Annotated in this window: 17 protein-coding genes; 10 read left to right on the top strand and 7 right to left on the bottom strand. The window is 72.3% G+C overall.

The annotated features are described in order from the left end of the window. Positions 1–39: 39 nt before the first annotated feature. Positions 40–801 carry a curculin domain-containing protein gene (locus FVE25_RS34980; protein WP_157251461.1) on the top strand — a complete coding sequence of 254 codons (762 nt, stop codon included), beginning with the start codon at positions 40–42 and terminating at the stop codon, positions 799–801. A 13-nt stretch (positions 802–814) separates the two neighbouring features. Here FVE25_RS34980 and FVE25_RS34975 read toward each other — a convergent pair whose 3' ends face one another. Genes FVE25_RS34975 through FVE25_RS34965 form a run of 3 tightly spaced genes read right to left on the bottom strand, consistent with a single transcriptional unit; the run spans position 815 to position 3,344 of the window. Further along, complete coding sequence (locus FVE25_RS34975) at positions 815–1,297, bottom strand: GerMN domain-containing protein (protein ID WP_157251460.1); 483 nt, start codon at positions 1,295–1,297, stop codon at positions 815–817. Then, the gene (locus tag FVE25_RS34970; protein ID WP_157251459.1) at positions 1,294–2,673 is read right to left on the bottom strand and encodes a sensor histidine kinase; all 1,380 of its coding nucleotides are present in this window, start codon (positions 2,671–2,673) and stop codon (positions 1,294–1,296) included. Before FVE25_RS34970 ends, FVE25_RS34975 begins: the two co-directional genes overlap by 4 nt. Further along, the gene (locus FVE25_RS34965; RefSeq protein ID WP_157251457.1) at positions 2,670–3,344 is read right to left on the bottom strand and encodes a response regulator transcription factor; all 675 of its coding nucleotides are present in this window, start codon (positions 3,342–3,344) and stop codon (positions 2,670–2,672) included. The genes FVE25_RS34970 and FVE25_RS34965 overlap by 4 nt, the downstream gene beginning before the upstream one ends. A 138-nt stretch (positions 3,345–3,482) precedes the next feature. On the opposite strand from FVE25_RS34965, the gene FVE25_RS34960 reads away from it, so the two are divergent. Both FVE25_RS34960 and FVE25_RS34955 read left to right on the top strand, forming a co-directional pair. Next, entirely contained in the window at positions 3,483–3,992 is a 510-nt protein-coding gene (locus tag FVE25_RS34960) for a hypothetical protein (RefSeq protein WP_157251456.1), read from the top strand. A 182-nt stretch (positions 3,993–4,174) separates the two neighbouring features. After that, complete coding sequence (locus FVE25_RS34955; protein WP_157251454.1) at positions 4,175–4,783, top strand: superoxide dismutase family protein; 609 nt, start codon at positions 4,175–4,177, stop codon at positions 4,781–4,783. Between the two features lie 54 nt (positions 4,784–4,837). Here the strand turns inward: FVE25_RS34955 and FVE25_RS34950 are convergent, their stop codons facing one another. Then, a complete protein-coding gene (locus FVE25_RS34950) occupies positions 4,838–6,016 on the bottom strand; it encodes a cytochrome P450 family protein (RefSeq protein WP_219825765.1) in 1,179 nt (392 codons plus the stop codon). A 70-nt stretch (positions 6,017–6,086) separates the two neighbouring features. On the opposite strand from FVE25_RS34950, the gene FVE25_RS34945 reads away from it, so the two are divergent. From FVE25_RS34945 to FVE25_RS34925, 5 genes are read left to right on the top strand one after another with little or no spacing between them, the layout of a single operon-like run. Then, positions 6,087–6,479 (top strand): GntR family transcriptional regulator, encoded by a 393-nt coding sequence (locus tag FVE25_RS34945; RefSeq protein WP_246267895.1) that lies wholly within the window; start codon positions 6,087–6,089, stop codon positions 6,477–6,479. Beyond that, a complete protein-coding gene (locus FVE25_RS34940; RefSeq protein ID WP_157251450.1) occupies positions 6,476–7,360 on the top strand; it encodes an ABC transporter ATP-binding protein in 885 nt (294 codons plus the stop codon). Before FVE25_RS34945 ends, FVE25_RS34940 begins: the two co-directional genes overlap by 4 nt. Then, positions 7,357–8,412 carry an ABC transporter permease gene (locus FVE25_RS34935; protein ID WP_157251448.1) on the top strand — a complete coding sequence of 352 codons (1,056 nt, stop codon included), beginning with the start codon at positions 7,357–7,359 and terminating at the stop codon, positions 8,410–8,412. Before FVE25_RS34940 ends, FVE25_RS34935 begins: the two co-directional genes overlap by 4 nt. After that, positions 8,409–9,836, top strand: coding sequence for a S41 family peptidase (locus FVE25_RS34930; RefSeq protein WP_157251447.1), 1,428 nt, complete (start codon positions 8,409–8,411; stop codon positions 9,834–9,836). The genes FVE25_RS34935 and FVE25_RS34930 overlap by 4 nt, the downstream gene beginning before the upstream one ends. 10 nt (positions 9,837–9,846) lie before the next feature. Next, positions 9,847–10,995, top strand: coding sequence for an alpha/beta hydrolase family protein (locus tag FVE25_RS34925; RefSeq protein WP_246267888.1), 1,149 nt, complete (start codon positions 9,847–9,849; stop codon positions 10,993–10,995). Here FVE25_RS34925 and FVE25_RS34920 read toward each other — a convergent pair. After that, positions 10,973–11,719 carry an NADPH-dependent F420 reductase gene (locus tag FVE25_RS34920; protein WP_157251445.1) on the bottom strand — a complete coding sequence of 249 codons (747 nt, stop codon included), beginning with the start codon at positions 11,717–11,719 and terminating at the stop codon, positions 10,973–10,975. The genes FVE25_RS34925 and FVE25_RS34920 overlap by 23 nt on opposite strands. Positions 11,720–11,835: 116 nt before the next feature. Here FVE25_RS34920 and FVE25_RS34915 point away from each other — a divergent pair, with 116 nt between their 5' ends. Further along, positions 11,836–12,663 (top strand): helix-turn-helix domain-containing protein, encoded by an 828-nt coding sequence (locus FVE25_RS34915; RefSeq protein ID WP_246267887.1) that lies wholly within the window; start codon positions 11,836–11,838, stop codon positions 12,661–12,663. On the opposite strand, the gene FVE25_RS34910 is transcribed toward FVE25_RS34915, so the two are convergent. Then, complete coding sequence (locus FVE25_RS34910) at positions 12,646–13,614, bottom strand: serine hydrolase domain-containing protein (protein ID WP_157251443.1); 969 nt, start codon at positions 13,612–13,614, stop codon at positions 12,646–12,648. The two genes, FVE25_RS34915 and FVE25_RS34910, sit on opposite strands and share 18 nt — an antisense overlap. 97 nt (positions 13,615–13,711) lie before the next feature. On the opposite strand from FVE25_RS34910, the gene FVE25_RS34905 reads away from it, so the two are divergent. Then, positions 13,712–14,128: a hypothetical protein gene (locus FVE25_RS34905; protein WP_157251441.1), complete on the top strand. Its 417-nt coding sequence runs from the start codon at positions 13,712–13,714 to the stop codon at positions 14,126–14,128. Here the strand turns inward: FVE25_RS34905 and FVE25_RS34900 are convergent. Further along, positions 14,120–14,350: a winged helix-turn-helix transcriptional regulator gene (locus tag FVE25_RS34900; protein ID WP_246267879.1), complete on the bottom strand. Its 231-nt coding sequence runs from the start codon at positions 14,348–14,350 to the stop codon at positions 14,120–14,122. The two genes, FVE25_RS34905 and FVE25_RS34900, sit on opposite strands and share 9 nt — an antisense overlap. Positions 14,351–14,490 lie beyond the last annotated feature (140 nt).

Here is a 14,490-nt window from a genome sequence, read left to right as displayed (position 1 = left end):
GGGTTTTCGGCATGACCATCCTCGAACTCGGAGTTCTCCATGAAGAACCTCGCCGTTTTCACGATCGGCGCCTTCTTGGCCCTGTCGCCGGTGCCGGTGGCGGCGTCGGCCACGGCCGTTGAGGTCCAGGTCCAGGCGAACAACTGGCTGCGCCCTGGCCAGACCCTCACCGCCGGGCAGACCCGCCGCTCGGCGAGCGGGCAGTACCTGCTGTCCATGCAGGCCGACGGCAACCTCGTGCTCTACAACGGCGCCAAGAAGGGGCTGTGGTCCAGCGGTACCGCCGGGAACAAGGGGGCCTCGGCGGTCATGCAGAACGACGGCAACCTCGTGGTCTACAGCGCCGCCAAGAAGGGGCTGTGGTCCTCGGGCACCGACGACGCCCCGGGCGCGGCGCTCGCCGTCCAGGACGACGGCAACCTGGTGATCTACAGCAGGGACGGGGCGGCGCTCTGGGAGCGCAAGGCGTCGTTCGCCAGGCTGAACGCCGACCGCCGGCTGGAGCCGGGCGACTACGTGCGTTCGCCGAAGCGCGCCTACCTCCTGGTCATGCAGGAGGACGGCAACCTCGTCCTGCAGCACAAGGACAGCGCCCTCTGGAGCACGAAGACGGCCGGCAACCCGGGCGCGTTCGCGGTCATGCAGAACGACGGCAACTTCGTCGTCTACACCCGGGACGAGAAGCCGCTGTGGGGCACCAAGACCGCCGGCAACCCGGGCGCGTTCCTCCAGGTTCAGGACGACGGCAACGTGGTGGTCTACACGGCGTCCGGCAAGGCGCTGTGGGGCTCGCGCCCCTGATCCCGCGTCCGGCTCAGCGGTAGTCGTCGCAGCCGACCGCGCCCTTCTCGGGTACGGTCACCCGCACGGCGGCCACGGGCAGGCCGCGCTTGGCCGCGGTGGCCTCGGCGATCGTGCAGACGAGCTGGCCGGTCGCCAGCCGCGGCAGGCGCGAGACCGGGGGCAGCCACTTGCCGCCGACCAGCATGGGCATGCCCTTGTCCAGCGTGAAGCCGTCGTCGGTCACCCGGACGGAGAGGTTCTTGGGCAGGAGGGTGCCGAGCTCGCGCTCGCGTTCCTTCGCGGTGGGTCCGTCTCTCAGCAGTTCGACCGCTTCCGCGGCATTCAGCGGGCCCTCGGGGCGGCCGGCCGAGGCGAGCTCGCCCTGCAGCACGAAGTACAGCCGGGTGCCCTGGGTGAAGCCGCGAGCCGGTTCACCGGCGCCGACCACGCCCGTGGGTCCGACTCCGCAGGCCGTACACAGGATGAGAAGGAGGGCGAGGGGGCGGCCTCTCATCGGCGGCACCTCGGCAGGGTGAAGGTGAAGACGGCGCCGGGGCCGGGGGCCACGGTGATGTCGCCGCCGTGCAGCAGGGCGTTCTCGCGGGCGATGGCCAGGCCGAGGCCGCTGCCTTCGGAGCGGGCGCGGGCGGCGTCGGCCTTGTAGAAGCGTTCGAAGACGTGCGGCAGGACGTCGGCGGGCAGGCCGGGGCCGTGGTCGGCGACCTCGACGGTGACGGTCGCGGCGTCGGCGCGCAGCCGTACCGTGACCGGCGGGGCGCCGTGGCGCAGCGCGTTGCCGACGAGGTTGGCGACAATAACGTCCAGGCGGCGCGGGTCGACGGGGACGCGGATGTCCGGAGGCAGGTCGGTTGTGACCTCGTCGGTCCAGCCGCGCGAGCGCAGGCAGGCGGCGACGGCGGCGCCGGCGTCCACGTGGTTGAGGTTGAGCACGGCGGCGCCGGCGTCGAAGCGGGAGATCTCCATCAGGTCGTCCACGAGTTTCGTGAGCCGGGCGACCTCGGCGGTGACCAGGCGGGCGGCGGCTCCGGTGTCGGGGTCGAGCCGGTCGGCGCCGGTTTCGAGGACGTCGGTGACGGCGGTGGCGGCGGTCAGCGGGGTGCGCAGCTCGTGGGAGACGTCCGCCACGAACCGCCGTGACCTGGCCTCCATCTCGCGCAGCTCGCCGACCGAGTGCTCCAGGGCGGCGGCGGTCTCGTTGAAGCGGCCGGCCAGCCTGGCCAGCTCGTCGCCGCCGCGCACGGGCAGCCGGGTCTCCAGCCGTCCCTCGCCCAGGCGGCGGGCGGCCCGGTCCAGGTCGGCGACCGGGCGCAGCACGCCGCGCGCGGCCAGCAGCCCGGCCAGCACCGCCAGCAGCACCACGGGCAGGGCCGCGGCCTGCGCCGCGCGCAGCACCGCGGCCTCGTCGTCGGCGGCCTGGGCGAGCGACTCGACGAGGTAGACGGTGATCCCGGATGGTTGCCCGCCCGCGCGGAACATGACCCTGCTGCCGCCCACGAGGTACGGCACGCCGTCACGGGTCACCCGCTGCCAGGCGAGCTCCTCCCGGCCGGAGACCGTCCGGCGCAGTTCGGCGGTGATGCGGGCGTCGCTGGGGATGCCGCCGTCCCTGACCACGTACACCTCGCGGTCGCCCACTTCGAGGTCCTCGGCCAGCAGCTCGAGCTCGTTGTCGTCGGCGGGCAGCGGGACGTCGCGCGAGAGCAGCAGCACCCGGTTCCTGAAGTCGTCCAGGAGCCGGTTCTGCACCCCGGACAGCAGGTTGTCGCGCGCCTTGAGATAGGTGAGCCCGGCGGCGCCCACCGCGCTCAGCCCGCCGACGAGCACAAAAGTGATCACCAGCCGGGCCCGCAACCCCCGCAGCCACGTCATATCGGCCCGAAGCGGTAGCCGAACCCGCGCACGGTCTGCACGTACCGAGGCTCGGCCGGCACATCCTCGATCTTGGCGCGCAGCCGCTGGACGCAGGCGTCCACCAGCCGTGAGTCGCCCAGGTAGTCGTGCTCCCACACCGACTCCAGGAGCTGCTGCCTGCTGAACACCTGCCCGGAGGCGGCCGACAGATACAGCAGCAGCCGCAGCTCCATCGGCGGCAGCGCGACCGGCGTCCCGCATCGGCTCACGGTCAGGGAGGAGCGGTCCACGCAGAGCGTCCCGTAGGTCTCGACGGGCGAGGACACACTCTCGGTACGGCGCAGCACCGCCCGGATCCTGGCCTCGAGCACCTGCGGGCGCACCGGCTTGACCACGTAGTCGTCGGCCCCCGCCTCCAGCCCGCCGACCACGTCGAAGTCGTCGCCCCGCGCGCTCAGCATGATGATCGAGGTGGCGGCGCCCGCCCGGATCCGGCGGCAGACCTCGAACCCGTCGATGCCGGGCAGCATGAGGTCGAGCACGACCACGTCCGCGGCGAACCCGGCCAGCCGGTCCAGCCCTTCTTCGCCGGATGCCGCCGCCTCGACCTCGTGCTCCCTGCCCTTCAGCGCGAGCGTCAGCCCGTCCCTGACGGCCGGGTCGTCCTCGATCAGCAGCACGCGAGCCATGTGTTCCAGTATCGGCGGCGTTGACATGGGGTTTGTCCGGGTTCTGGAGCTATTACACGTTCATGACATGACGTGGACGGGCCGCGCACACGGCTTCGCCAGAGTCTTGGGCACTCAGTCACCCCATTGGAGGAAAGAGTGCTCATCACCAAGCGACGTCTGGCCGTCATGGCCGCCATCCCCGCCCTCGCGCTGAGCGCGGCATGCGGCGCGCAGAGCTTCGCCAGCACGGGGAGCCCGAGCCCGGCGCAGAGCGCCGCCGCCAAGCCGAGCTGGTACGAGACCGCGGTGAAGTTCGCCGGATGCATGAGGGAGAACGGCATCGACATCCCGGACCCGGTCAAGGGCCAGGACCTCGACACCAGCGCGGTCAGCAAGGTCACCCAGGCCAAGCTCGACGCGGCCATGAAGGCGTGCAAGGAGTGGGACTCGGTGATCCTCGGCAGCGACGAGCCGCTGACGCCCGAGGAGCAGGCCAAGTCCGCCGCGTATGCCAAGTGCCTGCAGGACGGCGGGATCTGGAGCCCCGTGGGCGACGAGGAGAAGCCGGCGGGGTTCAAGGAGGTCAACCTGAAGTCGGCCGCGGCGAAGAAGATCTTCGACAGCTGCAAGCACCTGGCGCCGCCGGCGCCGTGGGAAGAGGGCTAATCCTCGGGGCGGCACGCCGCGCCGTTGGCCATGCCCTCGCGGGGGCGGGCGAGGCGTGCCGCCATAGCACGAAATATCCACGTATATTGCTATACAAAATCATATATACTATCTGGCTCGATGACCCTATACCATCTAGCCTCGGTGGCGACGCCCGTCTTCCTCGACTCGAAGGGGTCACGATGGCGCAGCCACGGACACTCGGCCGGACGATCCACCTGACCATCAGCGCCACCTTCCTCACGGGCGTCGCGGCCATCGGCGTCGGCGCCGTGGCCCAGGCGACCACCTCGGGGGAAGCGCGCCCGCTGACGATCACCCTCCGCGACGTGGACGGCGCCGCGGTCGGCCGGGTCCTGCTCCAGCCGGAGGGCTTCACGAAGACCCGCCTGTCGGTCACCGCCACCGGCCTGCCGCCGGGCTACCACGGCTTCCACGTCCACACGACCGGCATCTGCGACCCGGCCGCCATCGATCCCGCGACCGGGAAGGTGTCCCCGTTCTTCACCGCGGGCGGCCACTTCGACCTGGCCGGCGCCACCCACGGCAACCATGCGGGGGATCTGCCGCCCCTGCTGGTCGCCCAGGACGGCACCGGCACCGCCGCGGCGGTCACCGACCGGTTCAGGGTCCGTCAGCTCCGGGACGCCGACGGCAGCGCCGTCATCGTCCACGCGCTCCCGGACAACCTCGCCAACATCCCCGCCCGCTACAGCCCCTCCGGCCCCGACGAGGCCACGCTGAGGACGGGCGACGCGGGCGGCCGGATCGCCTGCGGCCCGCTCAAGTGAGGGCCGCTCAAGTGAGGGCCGTTCGAGTAAGGGCCGCTCAAGTAAGACCTGTGCTCACGTGAGGAACGTGACCGGCAGTTCGTACAGGCCGCGCACGATCGAGCTGGGCTGGCGCCGGAGCTGATCCACCGGCACGGCCACCGCCAGCCCGGGCAGCCGCCGCACCAGCGCGCCGAGCCCGGCGACCGCCTCCAGGCGGCCCAGCGGCGCGCCGAGGCAGTGGTGTAACCCGTGCCCGAAGCCCAGGTGCTGGTCCGCGTCGGGCCGGGTGATGTCGAAGCGGTCCGGGTCGGTGAAGCGGTCCGGGTCGTGGTGGGCGGCGGCCAGGGCGATGACCACCGGCTCGCCGGCCGGGATGGTGACCCCGCCGATCGTCACCGGCTCGGTGGCGAACCGCCAGGCCGCCAGCTCCATCGGCCCGTCGTGCCGCAGGACCTCCTCGACCGCGCCCTCGATCAGGCCGGGGTCGGCGCGCAGGGCCGCGAGCTGCTCCGGGTGGGCCGTCAGCGCCAGGACGCCGTTGGCGATGAGGCCGACGGTGTTCTCGTGCCCGGCGATCACCAGCAGGAAGGCCATCGACAGCAACTCGGTCTCGCTGAGCTGCCCGGCGCGTTCCGCGGCGACCAGCGCGCTGATCACGTCGTCGCCGGGCTCGGCCCGTTTGGCGGCCACCACGCCCCGCAGGTACTCACCCGGGGACGGCGCGTCCGCCGGGGTGGCGTTGGACGTCCACTGGCGGAAGTGGTCCCGGTCGGCCACGGGGATGCCCATGACCTCGCACATCACGGTCGCCGCCAGCGGGTAGCCGAAGTCGCCGACGAGCTCGGCGTGGCCACGGCCGGCGAAGGCGTCGATCAGGGAGCCGGCCAGTTCCCCGAGCCGGTCGCGCATGGCCTCGGTGCGCCGGGCGGTGAAGGCGCCGCTCACCAGCCGCCGCAGGCGCGTGTGGTCGGGCGGCTCCAGGGTCAGCAGATGCGTGCCCAGTCCGGCGCCGTCCTCCAGCGGGCGGCCGCGGTCGGCCTGCCGCCAGGCCGGGCCCGCCAGGCGGGGATCGCGGCTCAGGCGCGGGTCGCACAGTGCCGCGCGGGCTTCGCCGTACCGGAGGATCACCCAGCAGCGCACGCCGTCGCGCAGGAGCACCGGGCGTACCGGGGCTTCGTCGCGCAGCCGCGCGTAGACGGGGTAGGGGTCGCCGTCGGCGCCTGGACCCAGCAACTGCTCCTTGATCCGCACGGTCTCACCTTACGGCCTCTTAACAGCTAAACTCCTAAAATACTAGGAGACTAGATAAATGGAGGAACGGGTGATCGAGTTCTATCTGGACGGAAAGTCCGGGGTCTCGCCGTACCTGCAGCTGGTCCAGCAGGTGCGTAACGCGCTGCGTCTCGGCCTGCTCCTCGAGGGCGATCAGCTGCCGACCGTCAAGGACGTGGTCGCGCAATTGGCGATCAACCCCAACACGGTGCTCAAGGCGTACCGGGAGCTCGAGCACGAGGGACTGGCCGCGGCGCGTCCGGGGGTCGGCACGTTCGTGACGCGGACGCTGACCGACGCGTCGCTGGCCGCCCACGGCCCGCTGCGCCAGGACCTGCGCCGCTGGCTGGCCAAGGCCCGCCGCGCCGGGCTCGACGACGAAAGCATCGAGGCCCTGTTCATGACCACCTTTCGGACCGCCTTTCAGGAGGACATAGCGTGAAGGCCATCCTGCAGGCTCAGGATCTGGGCAAGAGGTACGGCAGGCGGTGGGCGCTGCGCGAGTGCGCCGTCGACATCCCGGCAGGGCACGTGGTGGGCCTGGTCGGTCCCAACGGCGCCGGCAAGACCACGCTCCTGAAGCTGGCCGGCGGCCAGCTCACCCCGACGTCGGGCCGCATCACCGTGCTCGGCGACGAGCCGGCCGCCGGTCCCGCACAGCTGGCCAAGGTCGGCTTCGTCGCTCAGGACACCCCGGTCTACGCGGGGCTGAGCGTCGCCGAGCACCTGCGGCTGGGCGCACGGCTCAACCCCGGCTGGAACGCCGTCCTGGCGCGGGAGCGCATCGAGCGGCTCGGCCTCGACCCCGCGCACCGGGCGGGCAAGCTGTCGGGCGGCCAGCGGGCCCAGCTCGCCCTCACGCTGGGCCTGGCCAAGCAGCCCGAGCTGCTGATCCTGGACGAGCCGGTGGCCTCGCTCGACCCGCTGGCCCGCCGCGAGTTCCTGCAGGGCCTGATGGAGGCGGTCGCCGAGCAGGAGCTCAGCGTGGTGCTCTCCTCCCACCTGATCGCCGACCTCGAACGGGCCTGCGACTACCTGGTCGTCCTGGTCGACTCACGGGTACGGCTGGCCGGCCCGGTCGACCGGCTGCTGGCCACCCACCGCAGGCTCAGCGGCCCGCGCCGGGACCCCGGCCGCCTGCCCGGCGACCAGCACGTCGTCTCGGCCAGCCACACCGACCGGCAGAGCACGCTGGTCGTGCGCACGGAGGGCCCGATCCTCGACCCCGCCTGGACGGTCAGCGAGCTGACCCTGGAAGACCTCGTCCTCGCCTACATGGAGAAGCCCGCCGAGCGGCCTGTCGTCCTGGAGGTCCAGCGATGATCTGGCTGACGTGGCGCCAGTTCCGCGCTCCGGCCGCGATGATGGTCGGCGTCCTCGGGGCGCTCGCCGGCGTCCTGGCGCTGACCGGGCCCGGCCTGGCCGGCGACTACGCCTCCGGGCTGGCCGCCTGCACGCGCGACGACACCTGCCTGCGGTTCTTCGACAGGTTCTTCGACGACTACCAGATCCCCTTCCTGGCCGTCACCGCGTTCGTGCTGGTCCTGCCCGCACTGATCGGGCTCTTCTGGGGGGCGCCGCTGATCACGCGGGAGCTGGAGAGCGGCACCTACCTGCTGGTGTGGAACCAGAGCATCACCCGCTCCCGGTGGCTGACCGTCAAGATCGCCATTCCGGCCCTGGCCGCCGCGGCCGCCGCCGGGCTGTGCAGCCTCGTGGTGACCTGGTGGTCCGGTCCCTTGGACAGGTCCGCCGCCGGGGGCTACGGGCTGATGGACCCGCTGGTGTTCGGCGCCCGCGGCATCGCCCCGATGGGGTATGCGGTGTTCGGCTTCGTGCTCGGGGTGACCGTGGGGATGCTGGTCCGGCACACCCTGCCCGCGATGGCGCTCACCCTGGTGCTCTTCGCCCTGGTGCAGCTCGGCATGCCGATGCTGGTCCGGGCGCACCTGATCCCTCCGGTCAGCGCGACCTTCGAGCTCAGCCGGGCGAACATGGACCAGTTCGGCGTGCGGCGTGACGGTTCGCCCACGGTCATCCTGGACACCGCGATCCCCGGGGACACCGGCGCCTGGGTGCTGTCCAGCCGCCTGCTCGATCCGTCCGGCCGCACGGTCGCGGAATCGGGGGCGGAGGCGCCCATGCCGGTGTCGACGACGTCGGGCCCGTGCGCGCCGTCCAGCCGCCCGGCGCCGGAAGGGGGCCTGGACCCCTGCGTCGACGAGGTCAACCGGCTGGGCTACCGGCAGGCCGCGACCTACCAGCCCTTCGCCAGGTTCTGGACCTTCCAATGGCTCGAGATCGGGATTTATACCCTCTTCTCCCTGGGCTTGACCGGGTTCTGCTTCTGGTGGCTCAGCAGGCGGCGGTCATGATCGCCAGGTCCGTGACGACCGGCCTCGCCCTCCTCCTGGCGGTTTCCTGCACCACCGTGCCGCCCCGCGCCCAGCCCGGCAAGCTCCCGCAGGCCGCCGCATGCGCGCAGCCGAAGCCCGGCGCAGGCCCGCCGCCACCGGAGACGCCCACCACGATCGACGTCGTCGAGCAGGCATACCAGTGCATCCTCACCGCCTACTACGGCGCCGCCACGCTCGACCACCGCACGCTGCTGAGCGCCGGTTTCGCCGCCCTCACCCAGCAGCTCGACCGGGACGGCCGCGACCTGCCCGACGCCACGATGCCCGCCTTCACCGGCAACCGCCAGACCGACTGGGCCGCGTTCGAGACGCTCTACCGCCGCCTGACCGACCGGTTGCCCGATCTCCGGGAGAAGCTGGCCGTCGTCACCCTGGAGGCCATCGTGGCCGCCCTGGACGACAACCACGCCCGATGGACCTACGGCGGCGGCAAACGCCCGCCCGGCTACTACGACGGCGACCAGTACGGCCTGGGCCTCAAGGCCAGTCTCGGCCGCCAGGCCACCCCCGGGGCCGCCCTGCCCCCGCTGTTCGTCACCACGATCACGGGCGGCGCCGCCGAGGCCGCCGGACTGCGCCCCGGCGACGTCATCGAATCGATCAACGGCTCGCCGCCCTTCACCGGCGGCGCACTCACCCCCGCCGCGCTCGCCGCCCTCTACCCGCGCTACCCGGAGGCCGACCCGGTCACGCTCCGGCTCCACCGCCAGGACGGCGACCGCCGCTGGAGCGTGCGCCTGAAGCCCGGCCTGTTCCAGCCCGGCCCGGACACCGTGCAGACCGTGTCCGGCACGGTCCGGGACAAGACCATCGCCCACGTACGGCTGGCCGGCTTCGCCCCCGACTCAGCCGACAGGGTGTTCAAGACGATCGCCAGGCTCGGCACGGGCAAGAAGCTCACCGGCGTCGTGCTCGACCTGCGCGGCAACGGGGGCGGCAGCCCCGAGGAGGCGACCCGGCTGGTGAGCGGCTTCGCCCACGGCAAGGTGACCGCCTACCAGTGCGCCGCCGACGGCACGTGCGAGACGATGCGCACCGATGACAGCGTGCCGTTGCTCAACCTGCCGCTGGTCGTCCTCGTCGATCGGGCCTGTGCCTCGGCCTGCGAGCACTTCAGCTCCGCGATCAAGGATCACCGCCTCGGGCCGCTGGTGGGGTCGCGGACCGCGGGCGTGATCTCCGGACCGGCCCAGCCGTACACGCTGAGCAACCACACCTCGCTGGGGTTCCCGTCGAAGCACCACCTGGCGCCGAACCGCGAGGTGATCGACCGGGTCGGGGTGGCGCCCGACCATCACGTGCCGCTGACCGCGGCGGACGCCGCCGCCGGGCGCGATCCCGCGCTGGCCAAGGCGCTGACCCTGCTGCGCGCACCCGCCTAGGAGTGTCCTGATGAGCCATCGTGTACGCCTGGTGCGGCGGGTTCTGGCCGGCGCCGCGGGGCTGGCCTTCCTGGCCGCCTGCTCCGCGCCGGTGCCGCCAAGGGCCGTCGCCGCCGCCCCGGCCAAGCCGGTGGGCCCGCCGGTGCTGCCGGCGCCCACCGGTACCCAACCGGTCGGCACCACCGCCCTCCACCTGAAGGACACCGCGCGCCCCGATCCCTGGGTGCCCGAGGCGCCGGTCAGGGAGCTCAAGGTCACGCTCTGGTATCCGGCGCAGAAGGGCGAGGGGCGGCCGGCCGTCTACATGACGGCGAAGGAGTCCGAGCTCGCGCTGAAGGGCAAACGGGTGACCGGCGTGCCGTACGACCTGCTGAGCAGGACGCGCACCCACGCCGTCACCGGCGTGAAACCGGCCGGGCGCGTGGGCGGGCTGCCCCTGGTGGTGTTGTCTCCCGGGTTCACCAATCCCGTGAGCACGCTCACCTCCCTGGCCGAGGAACTGGCCAGCAGGGGATACGTCGTGGCCGGGATCGACCACACGTATGAGAACTACGCGACGACCTTCCCGGACGGGCGGGTCGCCGACTGCGTGGCCTGCGACAGCGACTCGGACTCCGGCTTCGGCACGAAGGTGGCCGGGGTCCGGGCGGCGGACGTCGCCTTCGTCCTCGACCGGCTGACCGGCTCGGCCTGGGAGGGGTCCGGCCTGATCAACCGGTCGAAGATCGCGATGGTCGGGCAGTCGATCGGCGGGGCCGCCGCGCTGGCCGCGATGGTGAAGGACGCCCGGATCCGCGCCGGGGCCAACATGGACGGCACCACGTACGCCCGGATGCCCGGCGGCATGGCCCGGCCGTTCCTGTTCCTGGGCTCGAGCGGGCATGCGCCCGGCGGGCGGGACAACTCCTGGGAGCGTGACTGGAAGCTGCTGACCGGCTGGAAGCGCTGGCTCTTCCTGCCCGGCGGGAATCACCAGTCGTTCACCGACATCCCGTTGCTGTCGGAGGCGGCCGGCGTCGCCGTACCAGGTGAGCTGACCGCGGCGCGCTCGGTGGAGCTCACGCGCACGTATGTCCTGGCCTTCCTCGACCGGCACCTCCGCGGCGGTCGCGCGGAACTGCCGGGCAGCCCGGAGGTCACGATCGCGCGGCCCGGCTAGGAAGCCTGGCCGCGCCCGCCCGCAGGCGCACCGCGGCCGCGGCCAGCTCGGCGATCCGCTCAGCCGGTACGGCGAGGCCGGGCGTCCGGGTCGTCCAGGCGAGGAAGTCCTCGACGGTCATGGCGGGCACCTCGCCCAGGTAGGGCCGGATGTAGAGCGGCGTGTCCGGCTCACTGCGCCAGCCGTCGGCCAGGGCGCCGATGTCCACCGCGTCGTAGCCGAGGGCGTCCAGCAGGCGCGTGGCGGCCGCCTTGGCGTCCGGGTCGTCGCCGGCGATGGGCAGGGCGCTGCGATCCGGCGCACCGGCGGGCCGGGCGAGGGTGCCCAGCTGATGCGGGGTGATGGTGTTGAACGCCTTGACCACCCGGGATCCGGGCAGGTGGCGCTGGAGCAGCTCGCTGGAGGTCAGCTCACCCGAGTCCAGCTCGGCCAGGCTGCCGTCGCGCTCGGGATAGTAGTTGGCCGTGTCCAGCACGGTCTTGCCGGTCAGGGCGTCGGCCGGAAGGTGCGCGAAGGCGCTCAAGGGGACGGCCGCCACGATCAGGTCCGCCGCGCGGGCGGCCGCGGCCGGGGTGCCGGCGTGGGCGCGCCCGCCCAGGTCGGCGACAAGCCCGGCCAGCGTCTCCGGGCCCCGGGAATTGCTGAGGATCACCTCGTGCCCCGCCGCGACGGCCAGGCGGGCAACGGCGGAACCGATCATTCCGCTGCCGATGAGTCCAAGCATGGGTCGTACTCCATTCGTCGGTCGGTGCCTGACAGCGTGGGGCTGCCGTCACCGCCCGGCCAAGGTCCGTCCTGTGCGTACTCACCGGGTGAACACCCGGCACTAGGGTTGTCGGGGTGGATGATCGGACCGAGCTGAGCGAGTTCCTCAAGTCGCGCCGGGCCCGCCTGCGCCCGGAGGACGTCGGGCTGCGCGACTACGGCGGCCTGCGCCGGGTCATGGGCCTGCGCCGGGAGGAGCTGGCCCAGGTCGCGGGCGTGAGCCTCGCCCACTACACGCGCCTGGAGCAGGGCAAGGCCGACAGCGTCTCCGACGACGTCCTGGCCGCCATCGGCGCCGCGCTGCGCCTGAACCCGGACGAGGTGACCTATCTGCACGCCATCGCCCGGCCGCCGCAGGCGTGCGTGCAGGCCGCCTCGCAGGCGACGCCGGGCCTGCGCTACCTGCTGGAGTCGTTCGTGCTGACCCCGGCGCTGCTGGTCGGCAGGCACACCCAGATCGTCGGCTGGAACGACCTCGCCGTCGCGGTGTTCGGCGACTTCCCCGCGCTGCCGGAGGAGCGGCGCACGCTCTCGCACCTGCTGTTCACCGAGCCCTTCCTGCGCGACCTGCACCGCACCGGCTGGGAGCGGGCGGCCCGCGAGCACGTGGCGCACCTGCGGGTGCTGCTCGGCCGCTACCGGGCGGACGCCGGGCTGGCGGCCCACCTCGACGAGATGCGGGAGCTGAGCGCGGACTTCGCCCGGATGTGGGGCGAGCGCTCGGTCGCGCGCATCCGCAACCGCACCTACGTCCTCAACCACCCCCTCGTGGGCGAACTCACCCTGTACGGCGAGCTCATCGCGCTGCCCGACGAGCCGTCGTGCTGCGGGCTGGACCTGTTCGCCGCCGAGCCGGGCTCCCCGTCGGAGCAGGCGCTGCGCGAGCTAGCGCAACAGTCCTAGCGTGAGATCGGGTTCCCGATCCTCGAGCCTCCACCGCTGTGCCCGGTTGGTGACCCAGAACGCCATGGCCGCGCCGTCGAGGGAGCGTGCGAAGCCCGCCATCGACCAGTCGTTGCCGCCGTCGTGCCAGGCGGCCCGGCGGAGGATGTTCCACCCGTAGGCGTACGACTCACCCGGCTCCCCTGTCGGGACGTACGGGGTGAACAGCCGGGCCCTGGCCCGCGCCGGCAGGACGGCGTCCCCGGTCAGGGCGCGATGCCAGCGGAACATGTCCCGCGCGGTGGACAACATCCCGCCGTTGCCGCGCAGGTTCCAGTAGGGCCCGTCCGCGGCCCACGGATGCTCGTACGGCCGGCCCATGCTCTTCCCCCGCCCGTCGTACTCGACGGCGACCCGGCTCCACCGGGGCAGGACGTACCCGGTGGAGCTCATGCCCGCCGGGGCGAACAGGTGCCGCGCCAGGAACCGCTCGTAGCCGAGCCCGGAGACCTTCTCGACGATCGCCGCGAGCAGGCTGTAGCCCAGGTTGGAGTAGTGGAACTCCTTCCCCGGCGCCGCGACCAGCCTGGAGCCCAGCGCCCCGGCCAGCATGGCGTCCCTGGTCACCGGCTCGTAGTCGGCACCGAGCCCCTCGACCAGCCCGGCCGTGTGGGTCAGCAGGTGATGCACGGTGATCAGGCGTTTGTCCGCGGGGACCGGGCCGAGATACGCGCTGATCGGCGCGGCGGTCCTGAGCCTGCCCATCGTCTCCAGCTTCAGGATCGCGGCCGCGGTGAACTGCTTGGTGATCGACATGATGTCGTAGGCGGTGTCGCAGGAACCCCGGCAGGAGGTGATCCGGTCGCCGCGCGCCACGAGCACCGTGCCGTCGAACCCCTCGGGAAACGGGTCCGCCGGAGCACACGCCGCCAGCATCACCAAGGCCACCACCGCCGCGCTCAACCACTTCATGGGGCACAAGGTGGCCGAAGCCGGCAGAACCCGGCAACGGGTTCAGCCGTCCGAGTGTGTACGGGACACCGTACGAGCACGTCGAACAGGGGAGACCATGACCACCACACCACCGCCGTCCCCGCCGGCCGCCGCCGGCGAGGCCGCCTTCATGGCCGGGCTCCGGGATCTCAAGACCTGGTCCGGCTTCAGCTTCCGGCAGCTCGAACGCCGGGCGGCCGCGGCCGGGGAGGCGCTGCCGTCCTCCACGGCCGCCTCGATGCTCGGCCGGGACCGGGTGCCGCGTGCGGCGCTCCTGGCGGTGTTCACCAGGGCGTGCGGGCTGGACGAGGAACAGGTGGGCCAGTGGGTGACCGCGCGGGAAAGGATCTTCTTCCCGCCGCCGCCGCCGCGTGCCGCCTGGTGGCGACCCGTCGCCCTCGCCGTGGTCGCGATGGCAGCCGCGTTCACCGCGATCTCCACCGGACCGTCCTCTACCGACGTCGAGGAGACGGTCGTCGTGACGTCACGGTGAGGTGAGGGTGTCGAAGCGGCGGCGGGAGGTTTCGATGTGGCCGAGCCATTGCCGGGTCCAGTCGCACATCCCGCTCACCGTCTCCCGCAGGGCACGGCCCGCGTCGGTGAGGGTGTAGTCGACGCGCGGCGGGATCGTGGGGTGGACGGTGCGCTCGACCAGGCGTTCGATGATCAGCAGTGCCCACTTGTTGGCGACGTCCGAGAAGATCTCCCGCGACAATGCGTCCTCTCGACTAGTGTGATGCGCCAGAAATTCTGAGGGTAAGGAAGTAGCCTGTTGGCATGTCGCATCCGGGGCCTTCCGCTGTGGAAGTCACGCTGTCCGAGGACGAGCGTGCGGAACTGCTGAGCCGGGCGGCG

It is taken from the genome of Nonomuraea typhae (assembly GCF_009760925.1).
GTDB lineage: Bacteria > Actinomycetota > Actinomycetes > Streptosporangiales > Streptosporangiaceae > Nonomuraea > Nonomuraea typhae.
Note: the sequence above shows the minus strand (reverse complement) of the source record. Positions and strands in the feature narration are given on the sequence as shown.

Excerpts from the sequence above, each read along its gene's own strand:
- FVE25_RS34980 (WP_157251461.1), top strand. The coding sequence starts at position 40 with ATGAAGAACCTCGCCGTTTTCACGATCGGCGCCTTCTTGGCCCTGTCG.
- FVE25_RS34975 (WP_157251460.1), bottom strand. The coding sequence starts at position 1,297 with ATGAGAGGCCGCCCCCTCGCCCTCCTTCTCATCCTGTGTACGGCCTGC.
- FVE25_RS34970 (WP_157251459.1), bottom strand. The coding sequence starts at position 2,673 with ATGACGTGGCTGCGGGGGTTGCGGGCCCGGCTGGTGATCACTTTTGTG.
- FVE25_RS34965 (WP_157251457.1), bottom strand. The coding sequence starts at position 3,344 with ATGGCTCGCGTGCTGCTGATCGAGGACGACCCGGCCGTCAGGGACGGG.
- FVE25_RS34955 (WP_157251454.1), top strand. The coding sequence starts at position 4,175 with ATGGCGCAGCCACGGACACTCGGCCGGACGATCCACCTGACCATCAGC.
- FVE25_RS34935 (WP_157251448.1), top strand. The coding sequence starts at position 7,357 with ATGATCTGGCTGACGTGGCGCCAGTTCCGCGCTCCGGCCGCGATGATG.
- FVE25_RS34930 (WP_157251447.1), top strand. The coding sequence starts at position 8,409 with ATGATCGCCAGGTCCGTGACGACCGGCCTCGCCCTCCTCCTGGCGGTT.
- FVE25_RS34925 (WP_246267888.1), top strand. The coding sequence starts at position 9,847 with ATGAGCCATCGTGTACGCCTGGTGCGGCGGGTTCTGGCCGGCGCCGCG.
- FVE25_RS34920 (WP_157251445.1), bottom strand. The coding sequence starts at position 11,719 with ATGCTTGGACTCATCGGCAGCGGAATGATCGGTTCCGCCGTTGCCCGC.
- FVE25_RS34910 (WP_157251443.1), bottom strand. The coding sequence starts at position 13,614 with ATGAAGTGGTTGAGCGCGGCGGTGGTGGCCTTGGTGATGCTGGCGGCG.
- FVE25_RS34905 (WP_157251441.1), top strand. The coding sequence starts at position 13,712 with ATGACCACCACACCACCGCCGTCCCCGCCGGCCGCCGCCGGCGAGGCC.